Source organism: Undibacterium sp. Dicai25W, assembly GCF_049340505.1.
GTDB lineage: Bacteria > Pseudomonadota > Gammaproteobacteria > Burkholderiales > Burkholderiaceae_D > Undibacterium > Undibacterium jejuense.
This window is the reverse complement of record NZ_JBMPOQ010000008.1, coordinates 1-16,673: the sequence shown is the minus strand read 5'-3', so window position 1 is coordinate 16,673 and position 16,673 is coordinate 1. Positions and strand designations below refer to the sequence as shown.

The following is a 16,673-nucleotide window of genomic DNA, read 5'->3' as shown; positions in this document are numbered from 1 at the left end:
AAATACACTTTTTTGCCGCTCAACCTCAAAAAAGTGCATTTCATCCCTCAATTAACGCAACTTAAGTCATTGGTACTTGTCTGAGATGCCACAGTGCATAATACTGCACCATCCCTGAAGTCCCGATTATTTCAACAGCGTAAGAGACCCGCCATGTTACGTAAAACATTGATAGCCATCGCCATCGCAGCGACGCTTGCAGCTTGTAACAATAATAAAGAGCCAGAAAAGGCCAATACTGCCAGTGCAACCACTGTCGCAGACAAAGCTAGCACTGATAAGAAGGAAAAACCCGCCGTCAAATTACTGATTGCACCTGAAGATACGGTGAAAATCGCTTCCAACGCTATGGTATCTGGTCCGGTTGTTACCGGGTCAATACAGCCGGAACGAAAAGCCGATTTACGCGCTGAGGTACAAGCGATTGTTTTGCAAGTGTTAAAAGAAAATGGCGACGTCGTCAAACGGGGTGATATTTTGGTCAAGCTGGACGAGACATCGATCCGCGACAACCTCAATTCCGCCGAAGACAATGCGCGCAGCGCGGCACTATCCCTGGAGCAGGCGGATCGTTCTCTGCAACGCCTCAAAACCTTGCGCTCATCAGGTATGGCTTCACTACAAGCATTGGATGATGCTGAAGTCAAAGTCGATGCTGCCAGAAGCGAATTGTCGGCTTCGAGAGCCCGTGCTACCAACGCGCGCCAGCAATTGCAACGTACCGTCGTGCGTGCGCCATTTGATGGCGTCGTTAGCGAACGTAAGGTCTCTGCAGGTGACACGGCATCATTGGGTAAAGAGTTAGTCAAAGTCATTGATACCAGCAGTATGCGTTTTGTCGGCAATGTTTCTGCTGATCGCATCGCTCAGGTCAAGGTCGGCCAACCGGTCAGTTTCCGGGTCAATGGCTACGCCAATCAGGAGTTTCACGGCAAAGTAACACGGGTCGACCCGGCAGCGAATGATGTCACGCGCCAGGTTGAGGTCTTAGTAGGATTCGCCGATAGCAATCAACCCAAAGTGTCTGGATTGTTCGCAGAAGGCAATATCGAATCAACCACGATTGATGCGTTGACACTTCCAGAAGGTGCCATTGTCAAAGCAGGGGATAAGTCCTATGCCTGGCGTGTCGCTGGCAACAAATTAAAGAAGGTTGATCTGGTATTAGGAAAACGCGATCAACGTTCTGGCAATGTTGAAATCCGCCAAGGCTTATCTTCCGGCGATTTGGTGATGCGCAGTCCAGGCTCGAACTTTAAAGACGACCAGAACGTAGAAATGGCGGTTGCTAAAGTCGCAGCTTCAGCCGCTGTTCATTCAGAAGGAAACTAATTATGTTTTTATCTGATTTCAGTATTAAACGGCCAATTGCGACGATCGTCATGATCATCGCGCTAATGGCGATGGGGCTGTTGGCACTCAGCAAATTGCGTGTCAATCAAAACCCTGATGTCGCGGTTCCCGGTCTGTCTGTCATCATCACTTATCCCGGTGCATCACCTGATACTGTTGAGCGAGACATCATCAATCGCCTTGAAAAATCCTTAATGAGCGTTCAGGGCGTCAGCGAACTCAATGCTTCTGCCAATGAAGGTGTGGCGACGTTTGACATCATGTTCGATTTTAAAAAGAACATGATCGAGGCGTCAGATGAAGTACGTAATGTCATTTCCAGTGTGCGCTATAAGATGCCAACGGAAATGCGTGAGCCTGTTATTCAACGTTGGGACCCATCGGCAGAGCCCATTCTGAATCTGGCATTGTCTTCGAGCAAAATGACACATGCTGAGATTTCCCGACTGGCTGAAGATACTTTAGCAGACAAATTGCGCGGTGTTCCGGGCGTCGCTACCGTGATCGTCAACGGTTCATTGAAACGTGAATTATCTGTTTTAGTCAGAGCAGAGAAATTACGTGAGTTCAATGTCTCAATTGGCGAAGTAGTCAATGCTCTGCGCAATCAAAACAGCAATGCCCCGGTAGGTAAGCTGCGTGGCGATCTGGAAGAAGAAAGCATACGTCTTGTCGGTCGTATTGAGTCACCAGAAGAATTTCAAAGCATTGTGGTAAAACGTAACGGCGATCAAATTGTCCGGCTTGCACAAGTGGCGACGATAGATGATAGTTTTGCGGATATTAATGGTTTATCGATACGTAGTGGCAAACCCAATGTCGGTATTCAAATTACAAAATCACGCGAAGCCAGTACGGTTTCAGTAGCCAAAGAAGTACACAAATTAGTTGATGAAATTAATAAAGATTTTGAAAAAAATCATCCTGGAACCAAAATTGAAATCACCCGTGACGGTGGTAAAGAAGCGCAAAATAGTCTGAACAACGTCGTCGATTCATTGGTACTGGGTGCCTGCCTGACGATTTTTGTGGTCTACGCGTTCTTGAATTCCTGGCGTTCAACCTTGATTACTGCCTTGAGCTTACCTACTTCTGTAGTAGCGGCTTTTATCGCTGTATGGTTGTGCGGCTTTACACTGAACTTCATGACCTTGCTTGGTTTGTCATTAGCGATTGGCGTATTGATTGACGATGCAATTGTGGTGCGCGAAAACATTGTACGACATATGCAAATGGGTTCAGATCGCCGTAAAGCAGCGCTCGAAGGTACTGCAGAAATTGGCTTAGCGGTGGCAGCAACAACGTTCTCGATTATTGCAGTATTTATTCCAGTCGCATTTATGCCAGGTATGCCGGGTGAATGGTTCCGTCCATTTGCGTTGACGGTAACTTGCTCGGTATTGGTCAGTCTGGGTATCTCATTTACGCTTGATCCGATGTTGTCAGCATATTGGGGTGATCCGGTCGATCATCACACTGCACCGAAAAAAGGTATCAGCAAGGTATTGGCACGTTTTAATGACTGGTTTGATAGTCAGGCTGACCGCTATAGCCGCGTTATTGCCTGGGCTTTGCACCACCGCCGTTGGATGGCAGCGATCGCCTTCATTAGCCTGGTCACAGCATTGGGACTACAAGCAAAATGGGGCGGCACCAGCTTCTTACCGCCAACCGACTCCGGTAACTTAATGATACAAGTCCGTACGCCTGCTTCGTCCTCGTTGGAATACGCCAAATTGAAGATGGAACGAGCCGCAGAACTTGCCCGCACTATCAAAGAAGTCAAAGAAACCAATAGCAACATTAATCCTGCTGGCGGCCGCATCTATGTCGACATTGGCAAACGCACAGAACGCAAACGTACTGCAAAAGAGATCGCTGTCGAATTGCGAGAAAAAATCAAATCTCTGGTCGGTGCCGAATACGTGGTGCTAGATGATCTCAATAACGGTGCACAAAAGCCGGTACAGATCGAATTCACCGGCCCAGATTCTCGTAAGCTGTTAGAGATCACCGGCGCCTTTATGGAAAAATTGCATGACGTTCCAGGTGCTGTTGATATTGGTTTGTCGCAGCAAGATCCTAAGAAAGAGTTAAAGATAGAACTCAATCGTGGTCTGGCCAATTCTATGGGTATTTCTTCTAGCGATGCTGCACAGGCTTTACGTGTTGCGTTTGCTGGTATTGAGGTTGGTGATTGGGTAGATCCGACGGGCGAAACCCGCGATGTCGCCGTGCGCTTGCATCCAGATGATCGCATCAGCAAAGAAAATATAGAACGCTTACCGATCGCTGTCACAGGCACAAACCAAATGGTGCCGCTAGATCAGATTGCGACCATCAGCATGGGTAAAGGCCCGTCCGGGATTGAGCATAACAAAGGTAAGCGCACGATTACCGTGTCTGCCAATGTACAAGGTCGCTCGAATGGTGAAGTAATTGCGGAAGCTAAAAAACTGGCTGAATCTTTCGACTACCCGCCTGGATATGGCCTGGCAATTGCCGGTTCTGGTCAGGATCAGGAAGAAGTATTTGGTGCGATGGCAATTGCGCTGCTGTCTGGCATCGGTTTAATGTATCTGATTCTCGTCATGCAATTTGGCTCGTTCACGGCACCAATGGGAGTAATGTTATCCCTGCCATTGTCCTTGATCGGTGTGGTGTTGGCTTTGTTAGTGACTGGCAGCACCATCAATTTGATGAGTCTGATTGGCGTGATCATGTTGATGGGGTTGGTCGCAAAGAACGCGATTCTCTTACTTGATGCAGCACGTAAAAATGAAGCCGACGGAATGGAACGAGAAGAAGCCTTGATGCAAGCCGGTCGGGTACGTTTGCGCCCGATTCTGATGACGACCTTTGCCCTGATCGCTGGCATGATGCCGGTAGCTCTGGGCTTGGGCGAGGGTGGCGAGTTTTACCGTCCACTGGCGATCGCAATTATCGGTGGCACCATCACTTCGACCTTACTGACTTTGTTGGTGGTACCGACGTTCTACGACAGCATAGAAATTGCACGTGAAAGTATGATGAAAAAAATGCGTGCTCGTATGACACGCTACAGCTCTATCGTTGGCTTTGCGATGACAATGTTGGAAGCATTATGCACACTGTTGTTGCTGCGATTTGTGTATCGCATGCTGGGCAAATTGTTTGGTTTGGTATCAGGTCGTACTCGCCGCTCACATATCAACATGAAAGCAGTGAGCTCAGAGTCGAATTGAACACCTGACTTGTTCCTCCCGCTAGAGAGATCTCCCATTTTCGCTCTCTGGTATTTGATGCCCGCAAATGAAAATTTGCGGGCTTTTTTATATTCGCTTCAGGCTCAGAAATACTTAGAATTGAGTGAAAAGACGTTTAAGCAATTAATTTCAATTTAGGTCGCGCCGCACGTTGTGCAGCGGGTCTTGCTATCCTGCTGTTGTCAGCAACGCTGCCAATATGAAACTGTCTTACGACGTTTTCAAGCGAAGACGCTTGATCTTGCATGGATGCAGCTGCCGCAGCGGCCTGTTCCACCAACGCTGAATTTTGCTGTGTGACATTGTCCATCTCGATAATGGCCGTATTAATCTGATTGAGTCCAGTAGACTGCTCCTGATTGGCATTGGCAATTTCGCTGATGATAGTCGTCAGGCGTTTAACACTAGCAACCACCTCTTGCATCGTTTCACCTGCCTGATCAACCAGTTTGGTTCCGGTTCCAACCTTCTCGACTGAATCATTGATGAGCGTTTTGATTTCTTTAGCTGCACTGGCTGAACGTTGTGCCAGATTACGTACTTCTGATGCCACTACGGCAAAACCACGCCCTTGTTCACCAGCCCTGGCTGCTTCTACCGCAGCATTTAAGGCGAGAATATTGGTCTGAAAGGCAATTCCATCAATCACTGAAATAATATCCACAATTTTTTTGGATGACTCGTTGATAGAACCCATCGTACTGATCACATCACCTACTACGGCACCGCCTTTTTGTGCTATACCTGAGGCATTATCTGCCATCATTTGTGCTTCTTTGGTATTGTCAGAATTTTGTTTGACGGTGCTCGATAGCTCTTCCATCGCGGCGGCGGTTTCTTCCAAAGAACCTGCCTGTTGTTCGGTACGTGACGATAAATCTAAATTGCCACTGGCAATTTCTGATGATGCGGTGGCGATAGTCTCGGTACCAGCACGCACCTCACTCACGATCTTAATCAAACTGGCGGTCATTTCTTCGAGCGCCATGAGCAACTCCGCTGTTTCATCTTTTCCTACCACTTCAACTTTCGCCGTTAAATCTCCGGCAGCAACGGTTCTGGCAATATGCACAGCATGTGCCAAAGGACGGGTAATGCTGCCCACAAAGTAGTAAGTAATTACAATGCCAAGTATAAAAGCCAGTACCATCCCCAATAGAGACAACAGGCTCGCATTTTTATAGGCAGCGATTTGCTGTTCGCTGGTTTCTGCCATCATGTGCTCAGATTGTTCCAGCACGTAAGCAACAATGTCACCAATTTGCTTCGTTGGTGCCCGGTCCATTCCTTTGACTAAGGCATCAACAATATGCGCGCTTTCTGGATTGGCGACGTCGTAGCTTTTCATCGCAGTCAAATATTTACCATTCAGCTCTTGCAAGGATTGCTTTGCGACATCTACTTGCTTGAGGTCTAAGCCTAATTTGCCAAACAAGGTTTTTAATTTATTTAAGTCGGCCTGAGTTTCATCACCTTTGGTTTTAAAAGCATTTTGGTATTTTTCAAAGGCAGCCGGATCATTTCCGCGCAACAATAGATCTTTCCACTCCTGGACTTGAATCTTAAAATCTACCTGAGATTTTCTGGCAGCATCCACGGACTGCTCCAAAAGCAACGAGCGTTCCATTGCTTCATGGACACGAATGTTGCTATTTCTGAGATTCAGCCAGTCATTAAAGCCAACAACAAGCATTGAAAGCAACAAGAATCCGGCTAATAAACCTAACCGGGTACCTATTTTGATATCGTTAATTTTCATGCCTGTTCTCCCAAAATGTATAGACCACAGCAAGTGGATAATTCATTTTAGGAGCATTGTAGAAAAGCAATTGTGAACGTTTGTGAATGTTTATGAATGTTTATGAAAGTTTATGAAAGTTTGTGTAAGTCTGCAAAACCCTGTCAGTGTTTTCATTAATTCGTAAACAAAACCTCCTTAACCACGAAATGCATTCATAGCAATTTCATAAGAGCGTAAGCGCGCCTGATGCTCAAAAATATTGGAGGCGATCATCAATTCATCAGCGCCTGTCTGAGCAATAAATGCCTGTATTTGTTGTGCCACGGTAGCTGGCGCACCGATCGCGGAACAAGCAAGAATTTGATTCAGCAATGAACGTTCGGCTTCACCAATTTGCTGCATAAAATTTTCCACTGGTGGTGGAATCTTTGCTGGCCGGCCGCTACGCAGGTTGATAAAGGCTTGTTGTGCTGAACTCGCCAGATAATGCGCTTGTGCATCCGTTTCTGCGGCAAAGACATTGAAACCCAGCATAACGTATGGTTTTTTCAAATGGATCGATGATCGGAATGTCGCTCTATACAAGGCAATGGCTTGCATCATTTCTTGCGGAGCAAAATGGGAGGCAAATGCGTACGGCAAACCCATTGCTGCTGCTAATTGTGCGCCGTATAAGCTTGAACCCAAAATCCACACCGGAACATGCAAACCGGTACCGGGCACGGCACGTATGGACGATTGTGGCTCATCAGAAAAATAATCAATCAGTTCAGCGACATCACGCGGAAATTCATCGGCATCAGAGCTCAGATTGCGGCGTAAAGCACGGGCGGTTCTTTGGTCAGATCCGGGGGCACGTCCTAAACCTAAATCGATACGTCCAGGAAAGAGGGATTCCAGCGTACCAAATTGTTCAGCAATAACTAATGGCGAGTGATTCGGTAACATGATGCCACCAGCACCAACGCGTATGGCTTTGGTGCCACCGGCAACATGGGCAATGAGCACAGACGTAGCCGCGCTGGCAATACCCGGCATACCGTGATGTTCTGCCAGCCAGAAGCGCTGGTAACCCCAGCGTTCTGCATGTTGTGCCAGATCGAGTGAATTTTTGAAAGATTGTGCGGGCAAACTACCCTGCGCGATGGGTGCGAGGTCAAGAATCGAAAGTTGCGTCATGGTACGGTAATCCTTTGCAGATATTCCGACCTGTAAAAAAGTCGGACAAGATAGCGCTTATTATGCGCCATCTGATCCGATTTCGTTTTTGAGGCTATTTATTACCAGACTTTAACGCGTGCTTTAGGTTCCAGATACAGCGCTTCACCAGGTTTGACATCGAAGGCTTTGTACCATGCATCCAGATTACGCACGGTTTGCACTCGATATTGTTCCGGTGCGTGTTCGTTGGTAATCACGATGGTACGCAAGACTTCATCCCGCACCTTGCTGCGGAAAGATTTCGCATAAGCCATGAAGAATTCCTTGTCTGTTGCTTCAGTAGGTTCTTGGCCTTTTTGTTTCATCGCCGCATGATAAGCATCATAGGATGCCGTCAAACCAACCAGATCAGCAATGTTCTCGCCCAAAGTTTGCTGTCCTTTCACTGCCAGATCAGGGAAAGGCCGGTATTGATCAAACTGCGCTACTAAGGCCTTGGCTGAAGCATTAAAACGAGCCAGGTCGGCCTTGGTCCACCAATTGCGCAGTTCACCTTTGGCATCAAACATGGCGCCGGTATTATCAAAACTGTGGCTGATTTCGTGACCGATTGTGGCTCCTAATGCGCCATAATTGGTCGCGATGCTGGCATTGAGATCAAAGTTTGGTGATTGCAAATACGCGGCCGGGAAATCAATCGCATTTTGCAAAGGCATATTGACTGCATTGACCAATTGCGGGTTCATGCACCATTCAGTGTCATCGATTGGTTGACCAAACTTTGCCAGAGCACGTTGGTATTCAAACGCACTTGCTCGCTCAGCGTTACCATACGCATCATCCGCTTTGACTTCTAAGCCTGAGTAATCGCGCCATTTTTCGGGATAGCCAACACCGACGTAAGTATTTTTGATTTTCTGCAGCGCTTCTTTTTTGGTGCTTGCTGCTAACCAGGTATTGTTTTGAATCCGGTCGCTCAGTGCTGCAAGCAAATTGGTCACCATAGAACGGATGCTTTCCTTCGCTTCTGGTGAGAAGTTCTCTGCAACATATAACTTACCTACTTCTTCACCCAATGCATTATTGGTTGCATTGATGGCATATTTTTCGCGCGCCTCGGGTACCGACGTTCCTGATAAAGCACTATAAAACTTAAATTTTTCTTTGAAAAATACCGTAGGTAAGACACTAGCGCGTTGATTGATGGAGTGAAAACGTAAATAGTCTTTCCATGTTTCCAAAGAAATCGATGAAACCAAACCGGCAGATGCTTTTAATGCAGTTGGATGCCAGATCAGGAATTCCGTTTGTTTGTCCAGACCTGATGCTGCAAAGTAAGCATTCCAATCAAGACCAGGTGCTTTTTTATTGAAATCTGCTTTACGCCAGGTATTGTCGACTTTTTGCATGTCGGAAGTATCTTCACGCGATGCGTGGCCTTTAGCGATTTTTAATTCGAGATCGAATACGCGTTTGGCGGCGATATCAGCATTTGGTACATTCGCCATTTTCAACACGGTGGCGATATAGTCCTGATAATTTGCCCGCAACTTAACCATGTCAGCGCTGTTAGCGAGATAGTATTCACGATCCGGCAAGCCTAGGCCGCCCTGCAACAAATAAGCCTGATACTTTGTATGGTGGTGAAAGCCTTGCGAGACCCACAGTCCAAACAGATTTTCTGTAAATACACTAGTGGCATTGATAGGGTCAACATCAGCGCGTAAATTGCGACCCAGATAGGTTGCCAGCGCAGCTTTATCATTCAGCGCGGCAATCGCGTCGAGACGCGGCTGAATAGGATCTAATCCACGTTGGTCGATTGCGGCGGTATTTAAGTAGGCCTGATAGTAATCAGCGATTTTTCTGGCGGGAGTACCTGGTTCGGCTTGCAAGGTTTTTTGTATGATGCGAGCGACGGCATCATCCGATTCTTCTGCCAGCATATCGAACAAACCGACTCCGGATTTGCTATCTGGAATTTTGGCGTTTTTTTCCCAACCGCCATTCGCGTATTTGTTAAAATCCTGACCAGGCTTGACTGAATTGTCGATGCCATCGCCTTTAACTGCGGCGATTTCTTCAGGTGTCATATCAGCTGCGTGCGCCAGGCTTATACCCAAGGGCAATGCCAACATCATGCACAGCACTGCAACTGGTTTTAACCGAGGTAATTTTTTGTTTTTCATTTAGTATCCTTCACTTTTGTCTCAACAATTCTTGTTATGTTTGCGATGGTTGCAGTGCTTTCCACATCAAAGTTTCGAATGCAACACCCGAGTCTGATCACAAATTCCTGACTTAGTTCGACGCTGAAATTTAAACTATCGCGCTATTTTTACATTTCCTTAAAAAAATCCCCATCCATCATGATGAACAGGGATCTTTTCCACAGATAAGAGACGTAATACGCTTTACGCCAGATGTCGCAATTCGCGCAAGGCAACAGACACTGGTGCCAAATCAGCTGCTTGAGCACTGATCAAACTGAGCAAGCTGGTCAAGCGATCAATTGGAGCTGCATTGCGTGCATGCCAGGTTGGCAGGTCTTCTTGACGGGTAAGCAAGCCACGAGTGATCTGACTCGCGATTGAGTACACATCATCACGCGCACTACCGCGAGCCTGTGTTTGCCACAAGGTTTCTGTTGGCAAGCGATTGATTTGTGCGCGCCAGCCGCTTAATCCAAGTTGGTCATCCACACCAAAGTAAGCGCGGGCAACTTGTTCCAGATTTGCATTGGTACTTGCTGCGAGATCAACCAGATCAAGTGCCGGGAAGATGTATTCCAGCGCACTCAGGTTTTGTGCCAAGGTTGGTTCAACACCGGCTTTTACCAGCACATCGGCTTCATGCTGCCACGCGGCGTGCGCATTGGCTGGCAACCAATCATCTAACTGCCAACGTAATTCACGTGCTGCTGGTTGATAGCGTTGAATCAAGGTTGGCATATCCGTGCTTTGTGAACGGATGCGCAAAATCCAACGTGATGCACGTTGAGTAATCGCGATCAGTTTGGATAACAAATCGAGTTGCAAATTAGACGCTACTTTGTAATCAAGCACGTCAATCTGATCCCATAAAACTTCCAGATCAAAAATCTCTCGTGCCAGCGTGAACGCACGAATCACGTCTGCGGCAGTAGCACCCGCTTCAGAAGCGATGAAGTTCACGAAGGTTGCGCCAGCACGATTGACCACTGTGTTGGTGATGTAAGTAGCGATAATTTCACGCTTCAAAGGATGTTGCGCGATGGCATCGGCAAAACGCTCTGACAAGACTTGCGGGAAATAAGCCTTGAGCGCACGGCTGAAGAAGGGATCGTCAGGCAAGTTGCTGGCAACCAGATCATCAAAGACCGACATTTTAGCGTAAGCCAGTACCACGGCGCCTTCTGGTGCGGTTAAGCCTTGCTTACGTGCTTTGCGATGCAAAATTTCATCGTCGCTTGGCAGGTATTCAATCGCACGATTTAAGCGACCTTGTTTTTCTAATGACTGCATCAGACGTTGCTGACCATCCAACACATACAACGGACGATGTGCGGCGATGTCCAGTGCTTGTGATTGATAGTAGTTATCGGTCAGCACCAGGTGACCAACTTCATCGGTCATGGAGGCTAACAAATCATTACGTTGTTTAAGTGTCAGATCGCCGGCTTCAACAATCGCACCCAACAAAATCTTGATATTAACTTCGTGATCTGAGCAATCCACACCCGCAGAATTATCGATCGCATCGGTGTAGATACGCCCACCTTTTTGTGCGAATTCGATACGGCCATTTTGGGTACAACCCAGGTTGCCGCCTTCTGCCAGCACTTTACAACGCAGCTCATTACCATTGACTCGGAACGCATCACCAGCCTTATCACCCACCTGGGCGTGGGTTTCAAATGTCGCTTTGACATAAGTACCGATACCGCCGTTGTACAACAAATCAACAGGTGCTTGCAGAATCACGCGTAATAATTCGACTGGTGTTAATTCTTCGGTTTCTATACCTAACACAGCACGTGCTTCAGCACTGAGCTTGATGGATTTAGCACCGCGTGGATACACACCACCGCCAGCAGAAATCAATTTTTTATCGTAGTCATCCCAGCTGGATCGCGGCAGATTGAACAAGCGTTGGCGCTCAGCAAATGACACGGCAACGTCTGGTGTCGGATCAATGAAAATATGACGATGATCGAACGCAGCAACCAGTTTAATGTGCTCAGATAACAGCATACCGTTACCAAACACGTCACCTGACATATCCCCGATACCAGCGACCGTAAACGCGGTATCCTGAGTATTGACGCCCAGTGAACGGAAATGACGCTTAACGGATTCCCACGCACCGCGGGCTGTGATACCCATTTTTTTATGGTCATAGCCAACCGAACCACCGGATGCAAATGCATCACCAAGCCAGAAGCCATAATCAGCAGAGACGCCGTTAGCGATATCTGAAAACGTTGCCGTACCTTTATCCGCAGCGACCACCAGATAGGGATCATCAACGTCATGACGAATAACTTTGACCGGAGGTACGACCGCACCTTTAACGATGTTATCAGTGATGTCTAACAAGCCAGACAAGAAAATTTTGTAGCAAGCCACGCCTTCGGCTTGATAGGCTTCACGATCGGACATCGGTGGTGCATTTTTCAGTACAAAACCACCTTTAGAACCCACCGGTACGATCACTGTATTTTTAACTTGTTGTGCTTTGACCAGACCCAGAATTTCGGTACGGAAATCTTCACGACGATCAGACCAGCGTAAGCCACCTCGGGCAACCTTGCCACCACGTAAATGCACACCTTCAACACGCGGGGAGTAGACCCAAATTTCAAACAAAGGCTTAGGTTCTGGCACGCCTGGTACTTCGCGTGGATTGAGTTTAAAACTCATGTACGGTTTGAAACTACCATCGGCGTTGGTTTGCCACAGGTTAGTACGCAGCGTTGCCATGATAGTGGCATAGAATTGTCGCAGGATACGATCTTCATCAAGACTGGCGACGTTGGCCAAATGCGCTTCAAGAAGTTCTTTGATGTGTTTTTGCGCCGCTTCACGATCACCGGCATAGTCAGGTTTAAAGCGTGCACCAAACAATTCTGCAATCAATTGCGTAATATCGGCATTTTTATTCAATGCAGATTCAATATAGGTTTGGCTATAGGCAAAACCGAGTTGTTTGAAGTAACGGGAACAGGCACGCAATACGGCGATCGAACGTGCGTCCAGTGCCGTATTCAACACCAGACGGTTCAGATCATCGCTTTCAACTTCACCTTTCCAGATCTGCGAGAACATGGTTTCAAAGCGAGCCTTAATCGCAGACAAATCTGTGTCTGACGGCAATTGCAAACCAAGATCATGAATCCACAAGTTGTCTGTGCCATTGACGATCTGGTAAGGATGCTCATCGAGCACGCGTGCACCCATGTGCTCCAGCACTGGTAAGGAATCTGACAGCGCAACTTTGGTGGTATTGTAAATCTTAAAGCGAAGCATGCCAGCATCAGCATCGAGCGGACGATACAGTTTGACCACCATCGCTTGCTCAGGATTTAAGCTTGCCAACATTTCTGAATCTTCCGCCCCAACCAGCGCGGAAAAATCTTCACGGTAAGCAGTCGGGAATGCATTTGCAAAACGATTTGCTAACGCCAGTCCTTGACCTTCACCGTGGGTGCGCAGCAATTCGGTCGTGCAATCATCTTCCCAACGTTGTGCGAGCTTGGCAATACGTGCTTCTAATGCACCCAGATTCACGTTTACCGGAGCACGATTTTTTGCACGTACTTGATAGTGAATACGAGCCAACGGGCTATCTGTCAGCATCGGCGTGAATTCTATCGATTCGCCATCCAGTGCAAACATCAATTCATTGCCAACTTTGACGCGCAATTCTGTGTTGTAGCGATCACGTGGTACAAATACCTGGGCAGAAGTGAAACGACCGAACGGATCACGACGTAAAAATAAACGTGTGCGTTGACGTTCTTGCAGACGCAAAATACCAATCGCATGATCAGCTAGCGTAGGCGTATCAATCTGGAATAATTCATCGCGTGGATAGTCATCCAGAATCGCTTGTAAAGCTTTAGCAGCATGGCTTTGCGGTACAACGCCAGAACTCGCCATCACAGCTGCCACGCGCTGACGCACTTGAGGAATTTCATCCACTGGAGCTGAGTATGCAGACGATGTGTACAGTCCCATAAAACGCGATTCACCAATCACTTTGCCATTGTCATCAAAACGTTTGATGGCGACATAATCGAGCCATGCCGGGCGATGCACCGTGGAGCGTGTCATGGCCTTGGTCACCAATACCGTTTCGTCGGACTCCATGATGGCCAATACTTCTGGCGGCAAATAGGCGAGTGAGGTCTGGACTTTGCCGCGCAAAATGCCGAGGCCAGATTCAGGAATTGCGACCAGGCTGACTTTGTCGCCGTCGCGTTTCAAATCGTAGTCACGGGCACCAAGGAAGGTGAAATGACGTTCTTCCAACCAGCGCAAGAAAGCCACACCTTCATTGCCACTTTGCGACGGCGCATGTTTTTCGCAAGCACTGCACACTGCATGTACGCGATCCAACATCGGCTGCCAGTCGACCACGGCACTTAATACATCTGCTAATACGTGTTTTAATTCTTCGGCAAGGGCTTGCTGTTCTGCCACGCTGACGATGCGATCACATTCAACCATGATCAACGATTCAACTGGGTCATTTCTGCCTGCTGCTTTGGCTGCGGCGACGGTACTGACTGAAGCGATACCGTCTTTTTCGTTGCGTGTGACGCTCATCAGAGGATGGACGATCCAGTGCGCAGTGCGACCAGTGCGGTTGATCGCCATCGTGACCGAATCCACCAGGAAAGGCATATTGTCATTGACGATTTGCACTATCGTGTGTTCGCTGACAAAACCATCCTCGGCCAAGGTTGGATTAAACACCCGGATCTTCGGCGTATGATCGGCACGCGGTGCATCAAGCAAACGCCAATGCGCATTTGCCTGCGCAAACAAGGTCGCCGGACCGCGTGCGGTAATTTCGTCGGGATCGGTGTTTTCAAAGTAAGCTGCGATGAAAGGACCTTGGCGGTCGGCAGCTGGGCCAGGGTGGGCTTGCGCATAAGCGAACAGCTCAGCGAAGTGCGTTGTGGTCATACGTTCTCCTATGGATGGGAAGACACGAGAAAAAGCTTAGCAAGATCATTGCAGCATAGGCTTACAAGTATCCTCCAATATCGGTTGGCGGACAAATGTCTGTGTTATTTTGTTACAGATTTCATAAGTTTATTGACTTATAACAAAATTTTAATTGACAGGCTTGGGATACATTAAAACAAGCCTCCATGTGGCCGAATTCGCGTTATTGCATTGGAGGCAATACTCCACCGCTAGACTTTCCTAGGTTAAGACTAGATTGCTAACGCGTTAGCCTCCGCAACGCCAGAAGTTGCAAGATGTAATAGAAGCATCCTTAAGTAAGAATCCTTCCGTAAAGGTTTATCTTTCGCTACGATTTTTGTTCTTTTCAGCGCCTTGCATTTCAACATCAGCAATGAAGCTCGCCAAAGGACTCATATCGTGAACGGATTATTCACCCACTCGCGCGCCTTAAGCGTCAGCGGTGCCGCCTTGTCTGGTATCAGCAAGCCGTTGACGCCTTTACGCTTATCCGGCACCGATGGCGTCAACCAGTTATTTGACTATCGATTGACGTTGCAAACATCGGATCGCGTTGGTGCTGGTGTGGGTGCTGGTGTGGGTGTGGGTGCTGGGGTTGGCGCTGATCTTGATCTCGATAGCGTCATCGGCAAAGAAATCACCTGTACCATCGAACTTGAAGGCAAGGGCTCTTTTATCCCTGGCCTCCCCGGTGGCTGTGCTGGTCACCTCGGTGCTGGTGCCAGAGAAATCTCCGCCTTAGTCACCGCCGCACGCTTGATCGGCGTCGATAGCCGCCATGCACTTTATGAGTTCACCTTGCGTCCGTGGTTGCATCTCGCCACACTCACGAGTGATTGCAAAGTCTTCCAAAATCAAACACCCGTTGAGACGATTTTAGCGGTACTCAACGACTATGCGTTTGTCGTCGACAAGCGTTTGATTGAGAAGTATCCATCACGAGACTATTGCGTCCAGTACAACGAGACCGATTTTGCGTTTGTCTCTCGTTTAATGCAAGAGTGGGGCATCAACTATCACTTCGAGCACAGCAGCGGTGTGCATCGGTTAATCCTCTCCGATTTCAATGGCGCATTCCGCACCGCCAGCGAAGCCTACGCCAGCATTCCGTATTACCCACCTGGTCATAAAATCGACCGCGATTACATTCATGCTTTTAGTCCAGAGAACAGTCTCACTTCAGGCAGTGTCGCCAGTCGTGACTATGACTACACCCGATGCCGCTCAAGCCTCGAGGCTAAAAGTAGTGACCCTCGCAAAACCGGACAAAACGACCAAGAACTCTATAGTTGGCACGATGCCCAGAGCGGCAATCGTTACAGCCAACCCAATGCCGGATCTGACTCACAGGCCAATAAAACAGACGAACAAGGCAAATTTTTAACCCGACTGCGCATCGAAGAACGCCGCCAACATGGGCAACGCGCCAAGGCCAGTGCTTATCTGCGCGGTGTAGCGCCTGGCACCTCCTTCACCCTGACCGACCATCCTCAAGGCTCGGCCAATAGGGAATATGTCGTTATCTGCACGCATTTTTTAATAGAAAATGTCAGCGAAGATACCCGACGTAACCCGTCCGCAAAGCTCAATGTCAAAACCTTGCCCAGCATTGTCAACGCACAATCTGCCGGACAAATAGAACGCGGCTTATGGCAAGTCCAAACCGATTTCACCGTACAACCTGGCAGCGAAATCGTACGCCCAGAACATACACAACTGAAACCGCGTTGCTACGGCCCGGAAGTTGCCACCGTGACCGGCCCGCATTGTGACACCGCCGCCAGCAATATCTATACCGATCAATACGGCCGTATCAAAGTCCAGTTCCCATGGGATCGCTATGGCGAAGTCAACCACAACAGCAGTTGCTGGGTTCGCGTCGCTTTACCATGGGCAGGCAATCAACTAGGGCAACAAGCTATTCCCCGCATCGGACAAGAAGTCATCATCGATTTCATCGGCGGCGACCCTGACAGA

Annotated in this window: 7 protein-coding genes; 3 read left to right on the top strand and 4 right to left on the bottom strand. The window is 48.2% G+C overall.

The window, feature by feature from the left end:
• Nucleotides 1–153 precede the first annotated feature (153 nt).
• On the top strand, nt 154–1,332 hold the full coding sequence (locus ACO0KY_RS10755) for an efflux RND transporter periplasmic adaptor subunit (RefSeq protein ID WP_186912447.1): 1,179 nt from the start codon (nt 154–156) through the stop codon (nt 1,330–1,332).
• Between the two features lie 2 nt (nt 1,333–1,334).
• Nucleotides 1,335–4,577, top strand: a complete 3,243-nt coding sequence (locus tag ACO0KY_RS10750; protein ID WP_423045935.1) for an efflux RND transporter permease subunit — start codon at nt 1,335–1,337, stop codon at nt 4,575–4,577.
• A 136-nt stretch (nt 4,578–4,713) separates the two neighbouring features.
• Here the strand turns inward: ACO0KY_RS10750 and ACO0KY_RS10745 are convergent, their stop codons facing one another.
• From ACO0KY_RS10745 to ACO0KY_RS10730, 4 genes are all read right to left on the bottom strand, one after another.
• Nucleotides 4,714–6,357 (bottom strand): methyl-accepting chemotaxis protein, encoded by a 1,644-nt coding sequence (locus tag ACO0KY_RS10745; protein WP_423045933.1) that lies wholly within the window; start codon nt 6,355–6,357, stop codon nt 4,714–4,716.
• Nucleotides 6,358–6,534: 177 nt separating this feature from the next.
• Nucleotides 6,535–7,518 carry an LLM class flavin-dependent oxidoreductase gene (locus tag ACO0KY_RS10740; RefSeq protein ID WP_423045931.1) on the bottom strand — a complete coding sequence of 328 codons (984 nt, stop codon included), beginning with the start codon at nt 7,516–7,518 and terminating at the stop codon, nt 6,535–6,537.
• 101 nt (nt 7,519–7,619) lie between these two features.
• Nucleotides 7,620–9,689, bottom strand: coding sequence for a M13 family metallopeptidase (locus tag ACO0KY_RS10735; RefSeq protein WP_423045929.1), 2,070 nt, complete (start codon nt 9,687–9,689; stop codon nt 7,620–7,622).
• Between the two features lie 225 nt (nt 9,690–9,914).
• Nucleotides 9,915–14,672, bottom strand: a complete 4,758-nt coding sequence (locus ACO0KY_RS10730; protein ID WP_423045927.1) for an NAD-glutamate dehydrogenase — start codon at nt 14,670–14,672, stop codon at nt 9,915–9,917.
• Between the two features lie 423 nt (nt 14,673–15,095).
• On the opposite strand from ACO0KY_RS10730, the gene ACO0KY_RS10725 reads away from it, so the two are divergent.
• A partial coding sequence (locus ACO0KY_RS10725) for a type VI secretion system Vgr family protein (RefSeq protein ID WP_423045925.1) occupies nt 15,096–16,673 on the top strand: 1,578 nt, incomplete at its 3' end.

Bases quoted from the DNA above. Each gene is read 5' to 3' on its own strand.
- ACO0KY_RS10755 (WP_186912447.1), top strand. From the start codon at position 154: ATGTTACGTAAAACATTGATAGCCATCGCCATCGCAGCGACGCTTGCA.
- ACO0KY_RS10750 (WP_423045935.1), top strand. From the start codon at position 1,335: ATGTTTTTATCTGATTTCAGTATTAAACGGCCAATTGCGACGATCGTC.
- ACO0KY_RS10745 (WP_423045933.1), bottom strand. From the start codon at position 6,357: ATGAAAATTAACGATATCAAAATAGGTACCCGGTTAGGTTTATTAGCC.
- ACO0KY_RS10740 (WP_423045931.1), bottom strand. From the start codon at position 7,518: ATGACGCAACTTTCGATTCTTGACCTCGCACCCATCGCGCAGGGTAGT.
- ACO0KY_RS10735 (WP_423045929.1), bottom strand. From the start codon at position 9,689: ATGAAAAACAAAAAATTACCTCGGTTAAAACCAGTTGCAGTGCTGTGC.
- ACO0KY_RS10730 (WP_423045927.1), bottom strand. From the start codon at position 14,672: ATGACCACAACGCACTTCGCTGAGCTGTTCGCTTATGCGCAAGCCCAC.